The following is a 15,086-nucleotide window of genomic DNA, read 5'->3' as shown; positions in this document are numbered from 1 at the left end:
ATTGTGCAGCCTGAAAACATTCACGGCACCGCGATCCTGATAGGGGATCGCGGCATTCTCATCACCGGACCGTCCGGCTTGGGCAAGACGACGCTGGCGCTCGCCTTGATCGATCATTGCAGCCAGCGTGGGCTGTTTTCCCGGCTGATCGGCGATGACCAGCTCTATGCTGCAGATTGCGACGGGCGGCTGGTCTGCCGCGCACCGGCCAGCATAGCCGGCCTCGTCGAGGTGCCGGGATTCGGCCCCAAACCGATACGGTTCGAGCCAAGCTGCGTGATCGACCTCATTATCCGGCTGGTGCCAGCCGGCAAAATGGCCCGCTTCCAGGAAGACTGCAGCGAACTCGTTGTCGGCGTACCAGTGCCGCGCATCGATCTTGCCGGGCGCAATCTAGCGGCGGCCTTGCCAGCAGTGATGTCGCGCCTGTCGATTGCGCCTTTCCTGTGATCCGATTTCGATTTTTTGCTGCAATGCGTCAAATTGGCTTGGGCCGGCGCAATTTTGGGCTTGTCAACGGGCCTTGCGTCGACAAGATAGCGCTCCCGCCACCTGGAACGGTCGGCGAGCATAAAATGCGCCTGTGAAGCGGCGATGACGGGAGCCACCAAAGAATGATCGGACTCGTGCTTGTAACGCACGGTCAACTGGCCGCCGAGTTCCGCAATGCCGTGGAACATGTCGTTGGGCCACAAGACAATTTCGAGACCGTGGCGATCGGTGCCGACGACGATATGGAACAGCGCCGCCGCGACATTATCGAGGCAGTCGGCCGCGTCGATACGGGATCAGGCGTCATCGTTTTGACCGACATGTTCGGCGGCACGCCCTCTAACCTCGCCATTTCCGTGATGGAATCCGGGCGTATCGAGGTCATTGCCGGCATGAACCTGCCGATGCTGATCAAGCTGTCCAGCGTTCGCAAGGGCGACAACATGACGGCCGCGCTGGAAGAGGCGCAGGCTGCCGGCCGTAAATACATCAATGTCGCCAGTCAACTCCTGAGCAGCAAATGAGCGCGCTGTTGCCGGAAAAGGACAAGATCGTTCGCGACTTTCCGATCGTCAACCAGCGCGGCCTGCACGCACGCGCCTCGGCCAAGTTCGTTCAAATCGTCAGCGGCTTCAACGCCACGGTCCAGGTCGAGAAGGACGGCGTCAAGGTCGGCGGCACCTCGATCATGGGCCTGATGATGCTGGCGGCGAGCCCCGGTTATTCGATCCGCGTCACCGCCACCGGCCCGGAGGCCGAAGAGGTCATCGATGCGCTGGAGCAACTGGTTGCTTCCCGTTTTGGCGAGGAATGCTGACGTGCTGATCGCTTCTGAAGACATGCACGGATAAAGATTTCTTTATATCCCATTGTCGTCCGACTCCCGATCTGCTAGTCAGGCCGGCACCTCGCGCCCTCCGACACGCTTTCGGGGCGGGCGCGTCCCGCAATCAATTCGCATCGGAGCACTGCCATGACGGGTAGCAAGGACTATGTGGTCGCAGACATCGCGCTTGCCGGCTGGGGCCGCAAGGAGATCGAGATCGCCGAAACCGAAATGCCGGGCCTGATGGCCTGCCGCGAAGAATTCGGCGACAAGAAGCCGCTCAAGGGCGCGCGCATCACCGGCTCGCTGCACATGACCATCCAGACGGCGGTGCTGATCGAAACGCTTAAGGCGCTCGGCGCCGATATCCGCTGGGCTTCCTGCAATATCTTCTCGACCCAGGACCACGCTGCCGCGGCCATTGCCGAGGCCGGAATTCCGGTGTTTGCCGTCAAGGGCGAGACGCTGGAGGATTATTGGGTCTACACCGACAAGATCTTCCAGTGGGCCGATGGCGGCACCTCCAACATGATCCTCGACGACGGTGGCGATGCCACCATGTACATCCTGATCGGCGCCCGCGCCGAGGCCGGCGAGGATGTGCTGTCCAATCCGGGCAGCGAAGAGGAAGAGATCCTGTTTGCCCAGATCAAGAAGCGCATGCAGGCATCGCCCGGCTTCTTCACCAAGCAGAAGGAAGCGATCCGCGGCGTTACCGAAGAGACGACGACCGGCGTCAACCGGCTCTATCAGTTGCAGAAAAAAGGCCTGCTGCCGTTCCCGGCGATCAACGTCAATGATTCCGTCACCAAGTCGAAATTCGACAACAAATATGGCTGCAAGGAATCGCTTGTCGACGGCATTCGCCGCGGCACCGACACGATGATGGCCGGCAAGGTCGCGGTTGTCTGCGGCTATGGCGACGTCGGCAAAGGCTCGTCGGCTTCGCTCAAGGGCGCCGGCGCCCGCGTCAAGGTCACCGAGGTCGATCCGATCTGCGCGCTGCAGGCGGCGATGGACGGTTTCGAGGTGGTCACGCTCGAAGACGCAGCGCCGACGGCCGACATCGTCATCACCACCACCGGCAACAAGGACGTCGTTACCCTCGACCACATGCGCCTGATGAAGGACATGGTGATCGTCGGCAACATCGGTCACTTCGACAACGAGATCCAGGTGGCGTCGCTGCGCAACCTGAAATGGACCAACATCAAGCCTCAGGTGGATATGATCACCTTCCCGGACGGCAAGCGGATGATCCTTTTGTCGGAAGGCCGCCTGCTCAACCTCGGCAACGCTACCGGCCACCCGAGCTTCGTCATGTCGGCGTCCTTCACCAACCAGGTGTTGGCCCAGATCGAGCTGTACACCAAGCCCGGCCAGTACGAGAACCAGGTCTATGTCCTGCCGAAGCATCTCGACGAAAAGGTCGCGCGCCTGCATCTCGACAAGCTCGGTGCCCGCCTGACCGAACTGTCCGGCGAACAGGCCGCCTATATCGGCGTCACTCCGCAGGGACCGTTCAAGCCGGAACACTACCGCTATTAACCACGGCGAAACTTGCCACTAGATATTGAAGCCGGGCGATTGACTTTTCGCCCGGCTTTATTTTTGCGCTGATTGATTCTTCACGCCGATTCGCGCAAGCGCTATGGTGCTGATTCGCGGTCCGGGGACGAGGCCCGGGCGCACGCATCAGGGCGGTCTTGTATTCAGGCGGCGAAGAGGACCAAGACATGCCGGGGGATAACCCGCCTTGCGCGGGACAGGCCGTTTCCGGCGGCCATAACGATTCGATCACGGGCTCCGCTGCCAGAGGCGGCAGCCTTCTTTGGCGCGCCGGCAGCCGTGTCGGGGTGCTGCTTGCTTCTTCCGCGTTGGTTGGTCCGATGCTTGGCTTTACTGCACATGCCCAAACCCGCGTGGCGCAAAAGGCCGGGCTGTCGGTCAGCACGGTCGAGGTCATGCAACTCGCCATGTTCGTCGGCGTCATGGGGGCGGCATTGCTGTCGGCCATATTTCTGATCCGCGAACGGGCGCGCACCGCGGCGGAAAATGCCGAGCTCAGGACCCGTATCGCCGACGTCAATGCCGCGCTGCAGCGCTCGGAGGCGCTGCTCCATTCCCGCGATCAGCGCGTGGTGGTATGGGCGGCCGAGAACAAGAAGCCCGAGCTTGTCGGGACATTGCCGATCGAGAGCGGCGCGCCGGAGGACCGGGCGGCCTTCCTGGCTTTCGGCCGCTGGCTGATGCCGCGTTCGGCGGCCGCACTCGAACATGCCGTCGCGGCACTGCGGGACAAGGCAAAGCCGTTCGATCTGGTCATCGAATCGCAGGCCGGCCAGCCGCTCGAGGTTCACGGCCGCAAGAGTGCGGCGCATGTGCTGGTTCGCTTCGTCTCGCTTTCGGAGACACAGCGAAGCCAGGCCAGGCTGAAGATCGAGAACCAGCGCTTAGCCGCCGACCATGAGACGCTGATCGGTCTTCTGGATGCGCTCAAGATGCCGTCATGGCTGCGTACTGTCGACGGGCGGCTGAAATGGGTCAACCGCGCCTATGCCGAAGCGGTCGAGGCCGAGAATGCCGAAGCGGCGGTCCGCGATGGCAAGGAATTCCTCGGCGGCCAGGCGCGCGACACGATCGCTGCGCAGCACAAGTCGCGCGCGGTCTTTGAACAGACGCTCTCCACGGTCATCGAAGGCGACCGCCGTATGTTTGCCGTGACCGATTTTGCCGGAGCGGATGGTTCGGCTGGTCTTGCCTGCGACATCAGCGCTATCGAGGCCATTCGCGCCGAATATGAGCGGACCATGCAGAGCCACGCCGACACGCTCGATCAGCTCAACACCGCCGTGGCGATTTTCGACACCGACGAGAAATTGCGGTTTTTCAATCAGGCGTTCCAGAAACTATGGGGCCTCGACAGCGGCTTCCTGCACAGCGCGCCGGACAACGCCTTACTGCTCGACCGCCTGCGCAGCGAAGGCAAGATCGCCGAGCAGCCCGAATGGCGGCGCTGGAAAGAGAGCCTGCTCGGCGCTTACCGCGCGGTTGAATCGCAGGAGCATTGGTGGCATCTGCCGGACGGCAAGACCATTCGCGTCGTCGCCAATCCGCAGCCCAAGGGCGGCGTCACCTGGGTGTTCGAGAACCTGACCGAGAAGATGGACCTTGAAAGCCGCTACCAGACCGCCGTCCGGGTCCAGGGCGAGACGCTCGACAACCTCGCCGAAGGCGTCGCTGTGTTCGGCCCCGACGGCAGGCTGAGATTGTCGAACCCGGCGTTCGCGGCATTGTGGGGGCTGGATGCCGATGCCTCAAAACCCAACGTCCATGTCTCGACGATCCGCGACCTTTGCGACCGCCGTGCCGTCGACAGTCCGTGGGGCGGGTTCGTTGCCGCCATCACCGGCTTCGACGACGAGCGCCGCGACCGCCACGGCCAAACCGAATTGAACAACGGCACCGTTTTGCGCTACGCCGTCATCCCTTTGCCCAACGGCCAGGTGATGATGACCTTCGTCGACGTTACCGACAGCGTCAATGTCGAGCGGGCGCTGAAGGACAAGAATGAGGCGCTGCAAAAGTCCGACCAGATCAAGAACGAATTCGTGCAGCACGTCTCCTATGAGCTGCGCTCGCCACTCACCAACATCATCGGCTTTACCGAGCTTCTTTCACTGGCGTCGACTGGTCCGCTGAACCAGAAGCAACGCGAATATATCGGGCATGTCGGCTCGTCCTCCTCGGTCCTGCTCACCATCGTCAACGACATCCTCGACCTGGCGACGGTGGATGCCGGCATCATGGAACTCGACATTTCCGAAGTTCACATCGATCGAACCATTACGGCTGCCGCCGAACTGGTCGCCGACCGGCTGGAGGAACATGCGATCAAGCTTAGGATCGACGCGGCGGCAGCGCCGAAAACCTTCCACGGCGACGAGATCCGCGTCCGCCAGATCCTCTACAATCTGCTCAGCAATGCCGCCAATTACGCGCCGGAGGCGAGCACCATAACGCTCGCCTGCCGCCAACTTGCCGACGGCGTGGAATTTTCCGTTCACGATGACGGCCCCGGCATGCCGCCGGACCTGCTTGACTCAGTGTTCCGGCGCTTCGAGCCGCGCACCAATGGCGGCCGCCGCCGTGGCGCCGGGCTCGGCCTGTCGATCGTCAAGAGCTTTGTCGAACTGCATGGCGGCAGCGTCCGCATCGAGACCGGCAGGGATAAGGGCACCACGGTTGTTTGCGCCTTTCCCGACACGCCGTCCGGCATCCGCGCGGCGGCCGAGTAGCGCGTTCGATGGCGGTATTGGTGCTGGAGCGTTTTCTCGCCGACGAGGCTGCGACGGCAAGGTTCGGCGAGGATCTCGCCATGTCGCTGCGCATTGGCGACGTGCTCGCCCTCAAGGGCGATCTCGGCGCCGGCAAATCGACCTTGGCACGGGCGCTGATCAGGGCACTGGCCGACGATGCCGGACTCGACGTGCCGAGCCCGACCTTCACGCTGGTCCAGAGCTACGACACGCGTGTGCCGGTTCATCATTTCGATCTCTACCGCTTGGGCACGGCATCCGAGCTGGACGAGCTGGGCTTCGACGAGGCGCTGACGCAAGGCGCCGCGCTGGTCGAATGGCCGGAGCGGGCAGAGGCATATCTGCCGAAAACCTCGGTGCTGGTCGAACTTCTCCAGCAGGGCGACGGCCGACTGGCGAGACTATCGGGAGAGGGCGCCGCCTTCGAGCGCGCGGCGCGATCGCTGGCGATGCGCGATTTTCTCGGGCAGGCCGGTTGGGGCGAAGCGCAGCGACGACATTTCATCGGTGATGCCTCGGCTCGCTCCTACGAGATCGTCACGCTCGCCGGATTTCCGCCGCGCGTGCTGATGAACTCGCCAAGGCTGGTGCTCGGACCGCCAGTCCGCGACGGCAAACCCTATGCCGAGATCGCTCACACCGCGCAATCCGTTTCGGCGTTCGTCGCCATCGACCGGGCCTTGCGGGCCGGCGGCGTCAGCGTCCCGGAAATCCATGCCCAGGATCTCGAGCAGGGTTTTCTCCTGCTGGAGCATCTCGGTTCCCAAGGGTTTCTCGACAAGCGCGGCCAGCCGGTGGCCGAGCGCTACGCTGCGGCGGCCGAACTGCTTGCCATGATGCACGGCAAAACATGGCCGACCCGCATGCAGGCCGGCCCCGGCGTCTTCCACGAGGTGCCGCCTTTCGACCGCGACGCCATGATGATCGAGGCCGAATTGTTGGTCGACTGGTATGTCCCGGCGATATCAGGCGCTCCGCCTAGAGAGGCGCTGCGCGCCGGTTACCGCAGCGAATGGAGTGCGGTGCTCGATCGGCTGGAGGGGCGCGAATACACGCTGATGCTGCGCGATTTCCATTCACCCAACCTGATCTGGCGCGCTGACCGTTCCGGTCACGATCGCCTCGGCGTCGTCGATGTCCAGGACGCGCTGATCGGGCCGTCCGCCTACGACGTCGCCTCGCTCGCCATGGACGCGCGCGTCACTATCTCACCCGAAATCGAAAAGCACACGCTCGCCGCCTACATCGCCGCGCGACGCGCTGCCGGTGCCTTCGATGAGAACGAATTCCGCGAAACCTATGCAATCATGGCCGCACAGCGCAATTCCAAGATCCTCGGCATCTTCGTGCGGCTCGAAAAACGCGACGGCAAGCCTTATTATCTGAAGCATCTGCCGCGCATCCGCGACTATCTTCGCCGGGCACTGGCGCATCCGGCGCTGGCCGGGCTGCAGGATTTCTACATCGCCCACGGCTTGCTGGAGGAACGCTCGATTTGACGGCTAAGGATTTGGGCCCGAAGGCGTCGGATGAGCAGCTGATGCCGACGACCGCCATGGTGCTCGCCGCCGGGCTCGGCAAGCGCATGCGGCCGATCACCGACACCATGCCGAAGCCGCTGGTCAAGGTCGCCGGCAAGACATTGCTCGACTGGGGGCTGGACTGCCTAGCCGAAGCCGGCGTCGCCAAGGCCGTCGTCAACGTCCATTACCTCCCGCAACAGATCGTGGACCATGTAGCCCGCCGCAGTGCGCCGAGAATCGTCATCTCGGATGAGAGTAGGGGCTTGCTTGACTCCGCCGGTGGTATCGTCAAGGCATTGCCCAGGTTAGGGGCGCCCTTCTATGTGCTCAACGCCGACACCTTCTGGATCGACAGCGGCGTTTCCAATCTCAGGCGTCTTGCCCTTGCATGGGAGGGCGCGACAATGGACATTCTGCTGATGCTTGCGGATCTCCAGTCGGCAACCGGACATAGCGGCGGCACCGATTTCCTGGTGGCGCCGGACGGCGCCTTGCGGCGTGCGAACAACGATCCGGCCGGCCTGATCTATGCCGGCGCCGCAATCGTCCATCCGTGCATCTTCAAGGATGCGCCGGCCGGTCCACACTCTCTCAACGCCTATTTCGATGCGGCAATCGCCGCCGGCCGCTTGTTCGGCATGAAAATGCAGGGTCACTGGATTACTGTCGGCACACCTGACGCGATCCCGCGGGCGGAAGCAGCGGTCGCCGCCGCGCTTGCCGGCACGCCCAATGCTGTTGCTGAGGCACCCGGCGCTCTTACCGAGTCGAAATGAGCGGCTCCCGCCGCGTTTTCTCGATCCCGCCCGGAGCGCCGTTCCTGCCGACGCTGGCCGAGGCGCTGCTTGCGGGGCGCTTGGTTCCCGGCTTCGCCTATGACGGCGATCCGCTGGCGCTGGCCGATCTCACCATCTATGTGCCGACGCGCCGTGCGGCGCGGGCGCTTCGCGGCGTCTTCGTCGATGCTCTCTCGCGCTCGGGAAGCCGCTCGGCGATCCTGCCGGTCATCCGCCCGCTTGGTGAGTTCGATGAAGATGAAGCCGCCTTCGAGGCAGGAGCTTCGGCCGCCATCGACCTTGCGCCGCCGATCGCCGCGGTCGAGCGTCTTCTGCTGCTTGCGCCGCTGGTGCGGGCGTGGAAACGCCGCCTGCCGGCACATGTCGCGGCTTTGTTCGACGAGGAGATCGTCATACCGGCCTCCGCCGCCGACGCCATCTGGCTGGCGCGCGACCTTGCACGCCTGATGGATGAGATCGACACCGAAGGCACGGATTGGGCAAGGCTCGCCGAGCTTGTAACCGGCAATCTTGCAGGCTGGTGGCAGGTGACACTCGACTTCCTGACCATCGTGACGGAGAACTGGCCGAACCTGCTCGAGGAACGCCATCGTTCCAATCCGGCCGCGCATCGTAATGCCCTGATAAGGCTGGAGGCGGCGCGGCTGAAGCGTAATCCGCCAGCCGGACCGGTGATCGCCGCCGGTTCCACCGGCTCCATTCCCGCCACGGCCGAGCTGCTTGCCGTGATCGCCGGTCTGCCCAATGGCGCTGTTGTGCTGCCCGGGCTCGACCGGGCGTTGGACGAGCCGTCCTTTGCCGCGATCACCACACCGGGCGCGCGCCCAGCCGTGCTTGGCCACCCGCAATACGGCCTGGCAAAGTTGATCGGCAAGATCGGCGTGCCGCGCGCCGATGTCGAGGAGATTGCTGTTGCGCCGCGACCGCTTGCGCTGCGCGCCGCACTTGTCGGCGACGCGCTGCGCCCGGCGGAGACCACCGAGCTTTGGGCCGAGACGCGCGCCCGCTTTAGGGCCGGCGATATTGCCGAGGCCTTCGCCGATGTGACGCTTCTCGAAGCCGCCAGCGAACGAGACGAAGCCGTGGCGATCGCCGTCGCGCTCAAACAGGCCGTCGAACGGCCCGGCCAGCGCGCCGCACTCGTCACCGGCGACCGCGCTCTGGCGCGGCGCGTCTCAGTCGAGCTGCTGCGCTTCGGCGTTGCCGCCGACGATTCCGGCGGCACGCCGCTGATCAACACACCAGCCGCCAGCCTGCTCAGGCTGGCGCTTCAGGCAGCCTTCCGCCCGGGCGACCCCGTCGCCCTGCTGTCGCTGCTCAAGCATCCCCTGCTTGGCCTCGGCCTGGAGCGGGCAAGCGTGCGCTATGCGGCCGAAATCGTCGAACTCGTGGGGCTGCGCGGCGGCACAGGGCGTCCGGACGTGGCGTCGCTGCCGCAGCTCTTCGACACCCGGCTCCTCGAATTCGACGGCGGCGGCAATCGCCGCCCACCCTTCTGGTGGCCGCGGCTTTCGGTCAGGCGCATCGAACAGGCGCGCGACCTGCTGATCCGGCTAACGGCCGCGCTGGCGCCGCTGGTTGCTTTTCGCGGCGACGAGAATGCCGATCTTGCCACCCTTGTGCGCGCCAGCGTCGTTGCGCTCGAAAGTCTCGGCCGCGCCGCTGACGGCAGCCTGAGCGAACTCTATGCGGGCGATGCCGGCGAAAAGCTCGCCGAGCTCTTGCGCGGGCTGGTCGCGGCCTCGGTGTCGTTCTCCTTCGCCGCTGACGAATGGCCTGACGTGATGGAGGCGCTGATCGCGCCCGAGACGGTCAAGCCGGCGCAGGGCACCGACAGGAACATCGCAATCTGGGGTGTGCTGGAAGCGCGGCTTCAGGATGTCGACACGCTGGTCGTCGGCGGGCTCAACGAAGGCGTGTGGCCGCGCAAGCCGGAGAGCGACCGCTTCATGTCGCGGCTGATGAAGACCGGCATCGATCTTGAACCGCCCGAGCGGCGCATCGGCCTTGCCGCCCATGATTTCCAGATGGCCATGGGCGCCAAAAAAGTGGTGCTGGCTCGCTCCGGCCGCTCCGGCGACGCACCGTCGGTACCTTCGCGCTGGCTGCAGCGCATCCTTACATTCGTTGGCGAGGACCACGCTGCTGCACTTCGCCGGCGCGGCGATGAACTGCTTGCCTGGGCGCGTGTGCTCGATGCCGGCGAAAAGCAGGACTTTGCGCCGCGGCCGCAGCCGAAACCGCCGATCGCCGCACGGCCGCACCACTTCTCGGTCACCGAGATCGAAACGCTGCGTCGCGATCCCTATGCGGTCTATGCCAGAAGGATACTCGGCCTGATGCCGCTCGATCCGGTCATTCGCGATCCGGGCGCTGCCGAGCGTGGCACGCTGTTTCACGCCGTTCTGCACCTCTTCTCAGCGACGGTGGCCGACCCGTGCGCGCCGGAGGCGCTGGTCGGGCTCATCGCCGCAGGCCGCTCCTGCTTTGCAGGCGCGGCCCTGCCCGCCGATGTCGAGGCGGTGTGGTGGCCACGCTTCGAAAAGCTTGCCGCCGGCATCATCGAATGGGAGCGCGGCCGGGCCGCAGCCGTGGCACGGCGGCACGCCGAGGAACGCGCCGAAAAGACCGGTGTCGGCCGATCCGGTGTGACCCTGTCCGGCTATGCCGATCGCATCGATCTGCTGGCCGGCGGCATGGCCGACATCCTCGATTACAAGACCGGCTCCTCGCCATCCAAAGCACAGGCGCACACGCTGCTCGCGCCGCAACTGGCACTCGAGGGCGCGCTGCTCAGGCGCGGCGCTTTCAAGGAGCTTGGCGCATGCGAGCCGTCGCAACTGGCCTTCGTGCGGCTGAGGCCGAATGGCGAAGTGTTCGAGGAATCCATCCTCGAATACAACCGCAAGCCGCGAACCGCCGCCGATCTCGCCGAAGAAGCGTGGGCGCGGCTGGAAAAACTGCTGATCCACTACGCCGACCCGGCGACCGGCTATCTGTCGCGGGCGCTGCCGTTCCGCGAGGGCGAGACCGACGGCGACTACGACCATCTCGCCCGCGTGCTCGAATGGTCCGCCGGCGGCGACGCCGATGACGAGGGAGGGGAGGCATGAAAAAGGCCTACCCCATTCCAAGCGACACTGCCGCGAGCCAGGCAAGCGCGTCCGACCCGCGCAATTCCGCCTGGGTGTCGGCCAATGCCGGATCGGGCAAGACCCATGTACTCGCCCAGCGCGTTATCCGGCTGCTGCTGCGCGGCACCGATCCGTCCAAGATCCTGTGCCTGACCTATACGCGTGCCGCCGCCGCCAACATGTCGAACCGGGTGTTTTCGACGCTGTCGCAATGGACGGCCCTGGGCGATGCCGAGCTCTCGACACGGATAGAGGCGCTGGACGGCCGCCAGCCCGACCGCGAAACCATGCGCCGGGCGCGGCGGTTGTTTGCCGAGGCGCTGGAAACACCGGGCGGGCTGAAGATCCAGACCATCCACGCCTTCTGCGAATCGGTGCTGCATCAGTTCCCGCTGGAAGCCAATATCCCTGCGCATTTCGAAATGCTCGATCCGCAAATGGAGGCTTCGCTGTTTGCCGCCGCCCGCCGCGACATGATTTCGGGCGGCGCAGGCGATGCGGCATTGTCCGAGGCCTTCGCCACCGTGCTGGAGCGCGGCGGCGAGCATGGGCTCGACGCACTGCTGGCCGAGATCGTGCGCAAGCGCGATGGTTTGCGTGCGTTCATCGCCGCGGCCGGCGGCGATGGTTTTCAGGCGCTGTTCGACGAGTTCCATTTCCGCGCCGGCCAGACGGCCGAAGGTATAGCCGCCTCGGTCTGGCCGCTGCCCGGCTTCCTGCCGGATTATCTCGTCACCTTTTCACGGGTGGCCGAGGCCGCCGATGCGCGCATCGTGCTGAACAATCTGCTGCCATACGCCCGCCTTGCCTTTGCCGAGGAGCATCCGGTACGTCGCCTGAATTTGCTCTCCAAGGCTTTCCTGAGGGCCGACGGCGAGCCTTACGATCCGGCAAAGACGTTTAAAAGGGCATTGCTTGACCGGTTGCCCGATCTTGCCGAACGATATCTGGCGGCGGTCGACGCCATTCTCGAAATCTCCGACCGGCTGGCCTTGTTCAGGATGCTGGAAGGCACGCGTGCGGCGCTGACCATCGCCGACTGGCTAATCGCCCGCTACGAGCAATTGAAGCGCGCGCGCGGCTTCCTCGACTTCAACGACCTGATCACCCGCACGGTCCATCTACTGGCGCGGCCCGACGCCGGCCCATGGGTGCAGTACAAGCTCGACCAGGGCATCGACCACATCCTCCTCGACGAGGCGCAGGACACCAGTCCCGACCAGTGGGAGGTAGTCAAGCGGCTGGCGGAGGAGTTCTTTGCCGGGCTCGGCGCACGCGACGCCGTCCACCGCACCATCTTTGCGGTCGGCGACGAAAAGCAGTCGATCTATTCCTTCCAGGGAGCCGCCCCGGACTCCTTTGCCGACAGCCGGCTTTTGTTTGCCGGCAGAGTCAGATCCGCCGCTGCCGCCTTCGCCGATCTCAAGCTAACCTGGTCGTTTCGCTCGACCGAAGATGTTCTTGCCGCCGTCGACCGGGTCTTCGCCGACCCGAACGTGCGGCGCGGCATCAGCCACGATCCCGATCCGCTCGACCACAAGGCGATCCGCAACGATGCGCCGGGCTATGTCGACGTCTGGCCCTCGCTCGGCGCCGACATCGTCGACGAACCGGACGACTGGACGCAAGCGGTGGATCACGCCCACGCACCGGCGGTGCGCGTTGCCGAAAGCGTTGCAGCGACCATTGCCGGCTGGATCGGCGGCGGCGAGGTCATCGAAGGGCGTGGCAAGAAACTCCGGCCCGGCGACGTGCTGGTGCTGGTGCGCAAGCGCGACCGCTTCGTCCATGCGCTGACACGGGCGTTGAAGCGCCGCCACATCCCGGTGGCCGGCGCCGACCGGCTCAGCCTGCCTGGCCATATCGCGGTGAAGGACCTGATCGCACTCGGTCACTTTCTCATCCAGCCCGAGGACGATCTGTCGCTGGCCGCCGTGCTGCGCAGCCCGATCTTCGATGTCTCGGAAGAGCAGCTTTTCGCGCTTGCTGCGGAGAGGCCATCGAGCGTCTCGCTGATCGCCTCGCTGCGCCGGCATGCCGGCGAAAGCGAGGCGTTGGCCGCCGTCGTCAGCCGGCTCGGCACATGGTCGAACGAGGCCGCATTCAAGCCGGTGTTCGAATTCTATGCTGCAGCTCTGGCCCGCGACGGCCTGCGCAAGAAGATGATCGCGCGGCTCGGGCCGGAGGCCGGCGACGTCCTCGACGAATTCCTGAATTTCTGCCTGGCCGAGGAGCGGACCGGCCTGCCGGGACTGGAATCCTTCCTGTCGACGTTGGAAAACGCCGGCCCCGAGATCAAGCGCGAAATGGACCAGACCCGCGACGAGGTTCGCGTCATGACCGTGCATGCCGCCAAAGGCCTGGAGGCGCCGGTGGTATTCCTTGTTGATGGCGGCTCCGCGCCGTTCAGCGACCAGCATCTGCCGAGATTGATGCCGTTCGAAGGCTCGGGCGACTGCTGGGAGGGCAAGGGCTATCTCTGGCGTTCGGCCAGCGATGTCGCAAATGGGTTTTCACGCGCCGCATCGGCCCGCGCCCGCGAGCTCGCCGACGACGAATACCGCCGGCTGCTCTATGTCGGCATGACCCGCGCCGAGGATCGGCTGATCGTCTGCGGCTACCATGGCAAACGGGCGCCGAATACCGGTACCTGGCATTCGATCGTCAGCCGCGCACTGGTCGGCGCCGCGGAGAGCGAAGAACGCCGGCATCCCGCCACTGGCGAGACCGTGCATCGTTTCCAGGTGACGAAACTGCCGCCCATGCCACCGGCGTCAGTGGATGAGGCACGACAGACTCAACGCTTTGCGCCATTGCCGGAAACCCTGTTCCGGCCTCTGCCGCCCTTCGAGGAATTGCCGCGGCCGCTCTCGCCGTCCGGCGCCTCGGTGCTGATCGACGAGGCGCGGCAAGCGGTGGCCGACACGCGTTCGCCGGTACTGGATGCCGACGCCGAACCCGGCTTGGCCGTCGTGCGCGGGCTGGCGCTGCACAAATTGCTGCAGATGCTGCCCGGCATCGCCGAGGGAACACGCCGGGATGCCGCCGAACGCTATCTGGCAAGAGCCGGCGCGGCATGGCCCGACGACGAGCGCGACAAGGCCCTGGCTGGCGTTTTCAGAATTCTTGCCGACAGCCGCTTCGCGCCGTTGTTTGCGCCAAACTCGCGCGCCGAAGTCGCCATCATGGGCAGCCTGGAGGTAAGGGGCAAACTGCGCTCGATTTCCGGCAAGATCGACCGGTTGGCAGTAACGCCGGACAAGGTTTCGATCGTCGACTACAAGACCAATCGGCCAGCGCCAGCTACGCTCGCCGAAGTGCCGCAAGCCTATGTTCTGCAGCTCGCAATTTATCGCGCGCTGCTTCAGCCGCTCTATCCGGGACGCGAGGTCTCGGCGGCGCTGCTGTTCACCGAGGTGCCGCGGCTGATCGAGCTGCCGGCAGCGGCCATGGACGACGCGCTTGCTAGACTCACGGGAGCGTGACACAACACTTGCTTGAAGACGGACGCGATCACCACCACATTTGGTGCGACGAATAAATCGAAAGGATCTCAGCATGGCCACCGTCAAGGTCGACAAGAGCAATTTCCAGGCCGACGTGCTCAACGCCAAGGAGCCAGTCGTGGTCGATTTCTGGGCGGAATGGTGCGGCCCGTGCAAGATGATCGCCCCGGCGCTCGAGGACATCGCCATCGAACTCGGCAGCAAGATAAAGATCGCCAAGCTCAACATAGACGAGAATCCTGAGCTGGCCGCGCAGTTCGGCGTGCGCTCGATCCCGACGCTGATGATCTTCAAGGGCGGCGAAGTCGCCGACATGAAGGTCGGTGCTGCGCCGAAAACGGCATTGTCGCACTGGATCAACGGCAGTCTCGCCTGATCCGATCAAAATTTTGCAGAAAAGCCCGGCCTCGCGCCGGGCTTTATTGTGGCGTCACCGATCCGCAGATCTGGCACTCGCCACTTGCCGTCTCATGCTCTTGTCTGGCTTAA

At 64.7% G+C, this 15,086-nt stretch carries 10 protein-coding genes; all 10 read left to right on the top strand.

The window, feature by feature from the left end:
- The first annotated feature begins 3 nt into the window (after positions 1 to 3).
- The 10 genes from NKJ55_RS21735 to trxA all read left to right on the top strand — a co-directional run bounded on the left by NKJ55_RS21735 (position 4) and on the right by trxA (position 14,973).
- A complete protein-coding gene (locus NKJ55_RS21735; RefSeq protein ID WP_352451654.1) occupies positions 4 to 450 on the top strand; it encodes an HPr kinase/phosphorylase in 447 nt (148 codons plus the stop codon).
- Positions 451 to 614: 164 nt separating this feature from the next.
- On the top strand, positions 615 to 1,016 hold the full coding sequence (locus NKJ55_RS21730; protein ID WP_352451653.1) for a PTS sugar transporter subunit IIA: 402 nt from the start codon (positions 615 to 617) through the stop codon (positions 1,014 to 1,016).
- The gene (locus NKJ55_RS21725; RefSeq protein ID WP_352451652.1) at positions 1,013 to 1,309 is read left to right on the top strand and encodes an HPr family phosphocarrier protein; all 297 of its coding nucleotides are present in this window, start codon (positions 1,013 to 1,015) and stop codon (positions 1,307 to 1,309) included. The genes NKJ55_RS21730 and NKJ55_RS21725 overlap by 4 nt, the downstream gene beginning before the upstream one ends.
- A gap of 156 nt (positions 1,310 to 1,465) precedes the next feature.
- Positions 1,466 to 2,866 (top strand): adenosylhomocysteinase, encoded by a 1,401-nt coding sequence (ahcY, locus tag NKJ55_RS21720; RefSeq protein WP_023677552.1) that lies wholly within the window; start codon positions 1,466 to 1,468, stop codon positions 2,864 to 2,866.
- Positions 2,867 to 3,054: 188 nt separating this feature from the next.
- Positions 3,055 to 5,616, top strand: a complete 2,562-nt coding sequence (locus tag NKJ55_RS21715; RefSeq protein ID WP_352451651.1) for a sensor histidine kinase — start codon at positions 3,055 to 3,057, stop codon at positions 5,614 to 5,616.
- Between the two features lie 8 nt (positions 5,617 to 5,624).
- Positions 5,625 to 7,136: a tRNA (adenosine(37)-N6)-threonylcarbamoyltransferase complex ATPase subunit type 1 TsaE gene (gene tsaE / locus NKJ55_RS21710; protein WP_352451650.1), complete on the top strand. Its 1,512-nt coding sequence runs from the start codon at positions 5,625 to 5,627 to the stop codon at positions 7,134 to 7,136.
- Positions 7,137 to 7,177: 41 nt separating this feature from the next.
- Positions 7,178 to 7,936 (top strand): nucleotidyltransferase family protein, encoded by a 759-nt coding sequence (locus NKJ55_RS21705; protein ID WP_352451649.1) that lies wholly within the window; start codon positions 7,178 to 7,180, stop codon positions 7,934 to 7,936.
- The gene (addB, locus tag NKJ55_RS21700) at positions 7,933 to 11,070 is read left to right on the top strand and encodes a double-strand break repair protein AddB (protein ID WP_352451648.1); all 3,138 of its coding nucleotides are present in this window, start codon (positions 7,933 to 7,935) and stop codon (positions 11,068 to 11,070) included. The genes NKJ55_RS21705 and addB overlap by 4 nt, the downstream gene beginning before the upstream one ends.
- On the top strand, positions 11,067 to 14,576 hold the full coding sequence (gene addA, locus NKJ55_RS21695; protein ID WP_352451647.1) for a double-strand break repair helicase AddA: 3,510 nt from the start codon (positions 11,067 to 11,069) through the stop codon (positions 14,574 to 14,576). Before addB ends, addA begins: the two co-directional genes overlap by 4 nt.
- Positions 14,577 to 14,649: 73 nt before the next feature.
- Positions 14,650 to 14,973 (top strand): thioredoxin, encoded by a 324-nt coding sequence (gene trxA, locus NKJ55_RS21690; RefSeq protein ID WP_023677558.1) that lies wholly within the window; start codon positions 14,650 to 14,652, stop codon positions 14,971 to 14,973.
- Positions 14,974 to 15,086 lie beyond the last annotated feature (113 nt).

The organism is Mesorhizobium sp. M0106, assembly GCF_040322715.1.
Taxonomy (GTDB): domain Bacteria; phylum Pseudomonadota; class Alphaproteobacteria; order Rhizobiales; family Rhizobiaceae; genus Mesorhizobium.
The sequence above is the reverse complement of the archived record's forward strand: the minus strand, read 5'-3'. Positions and strand labels throughout refer to the sequence as shown.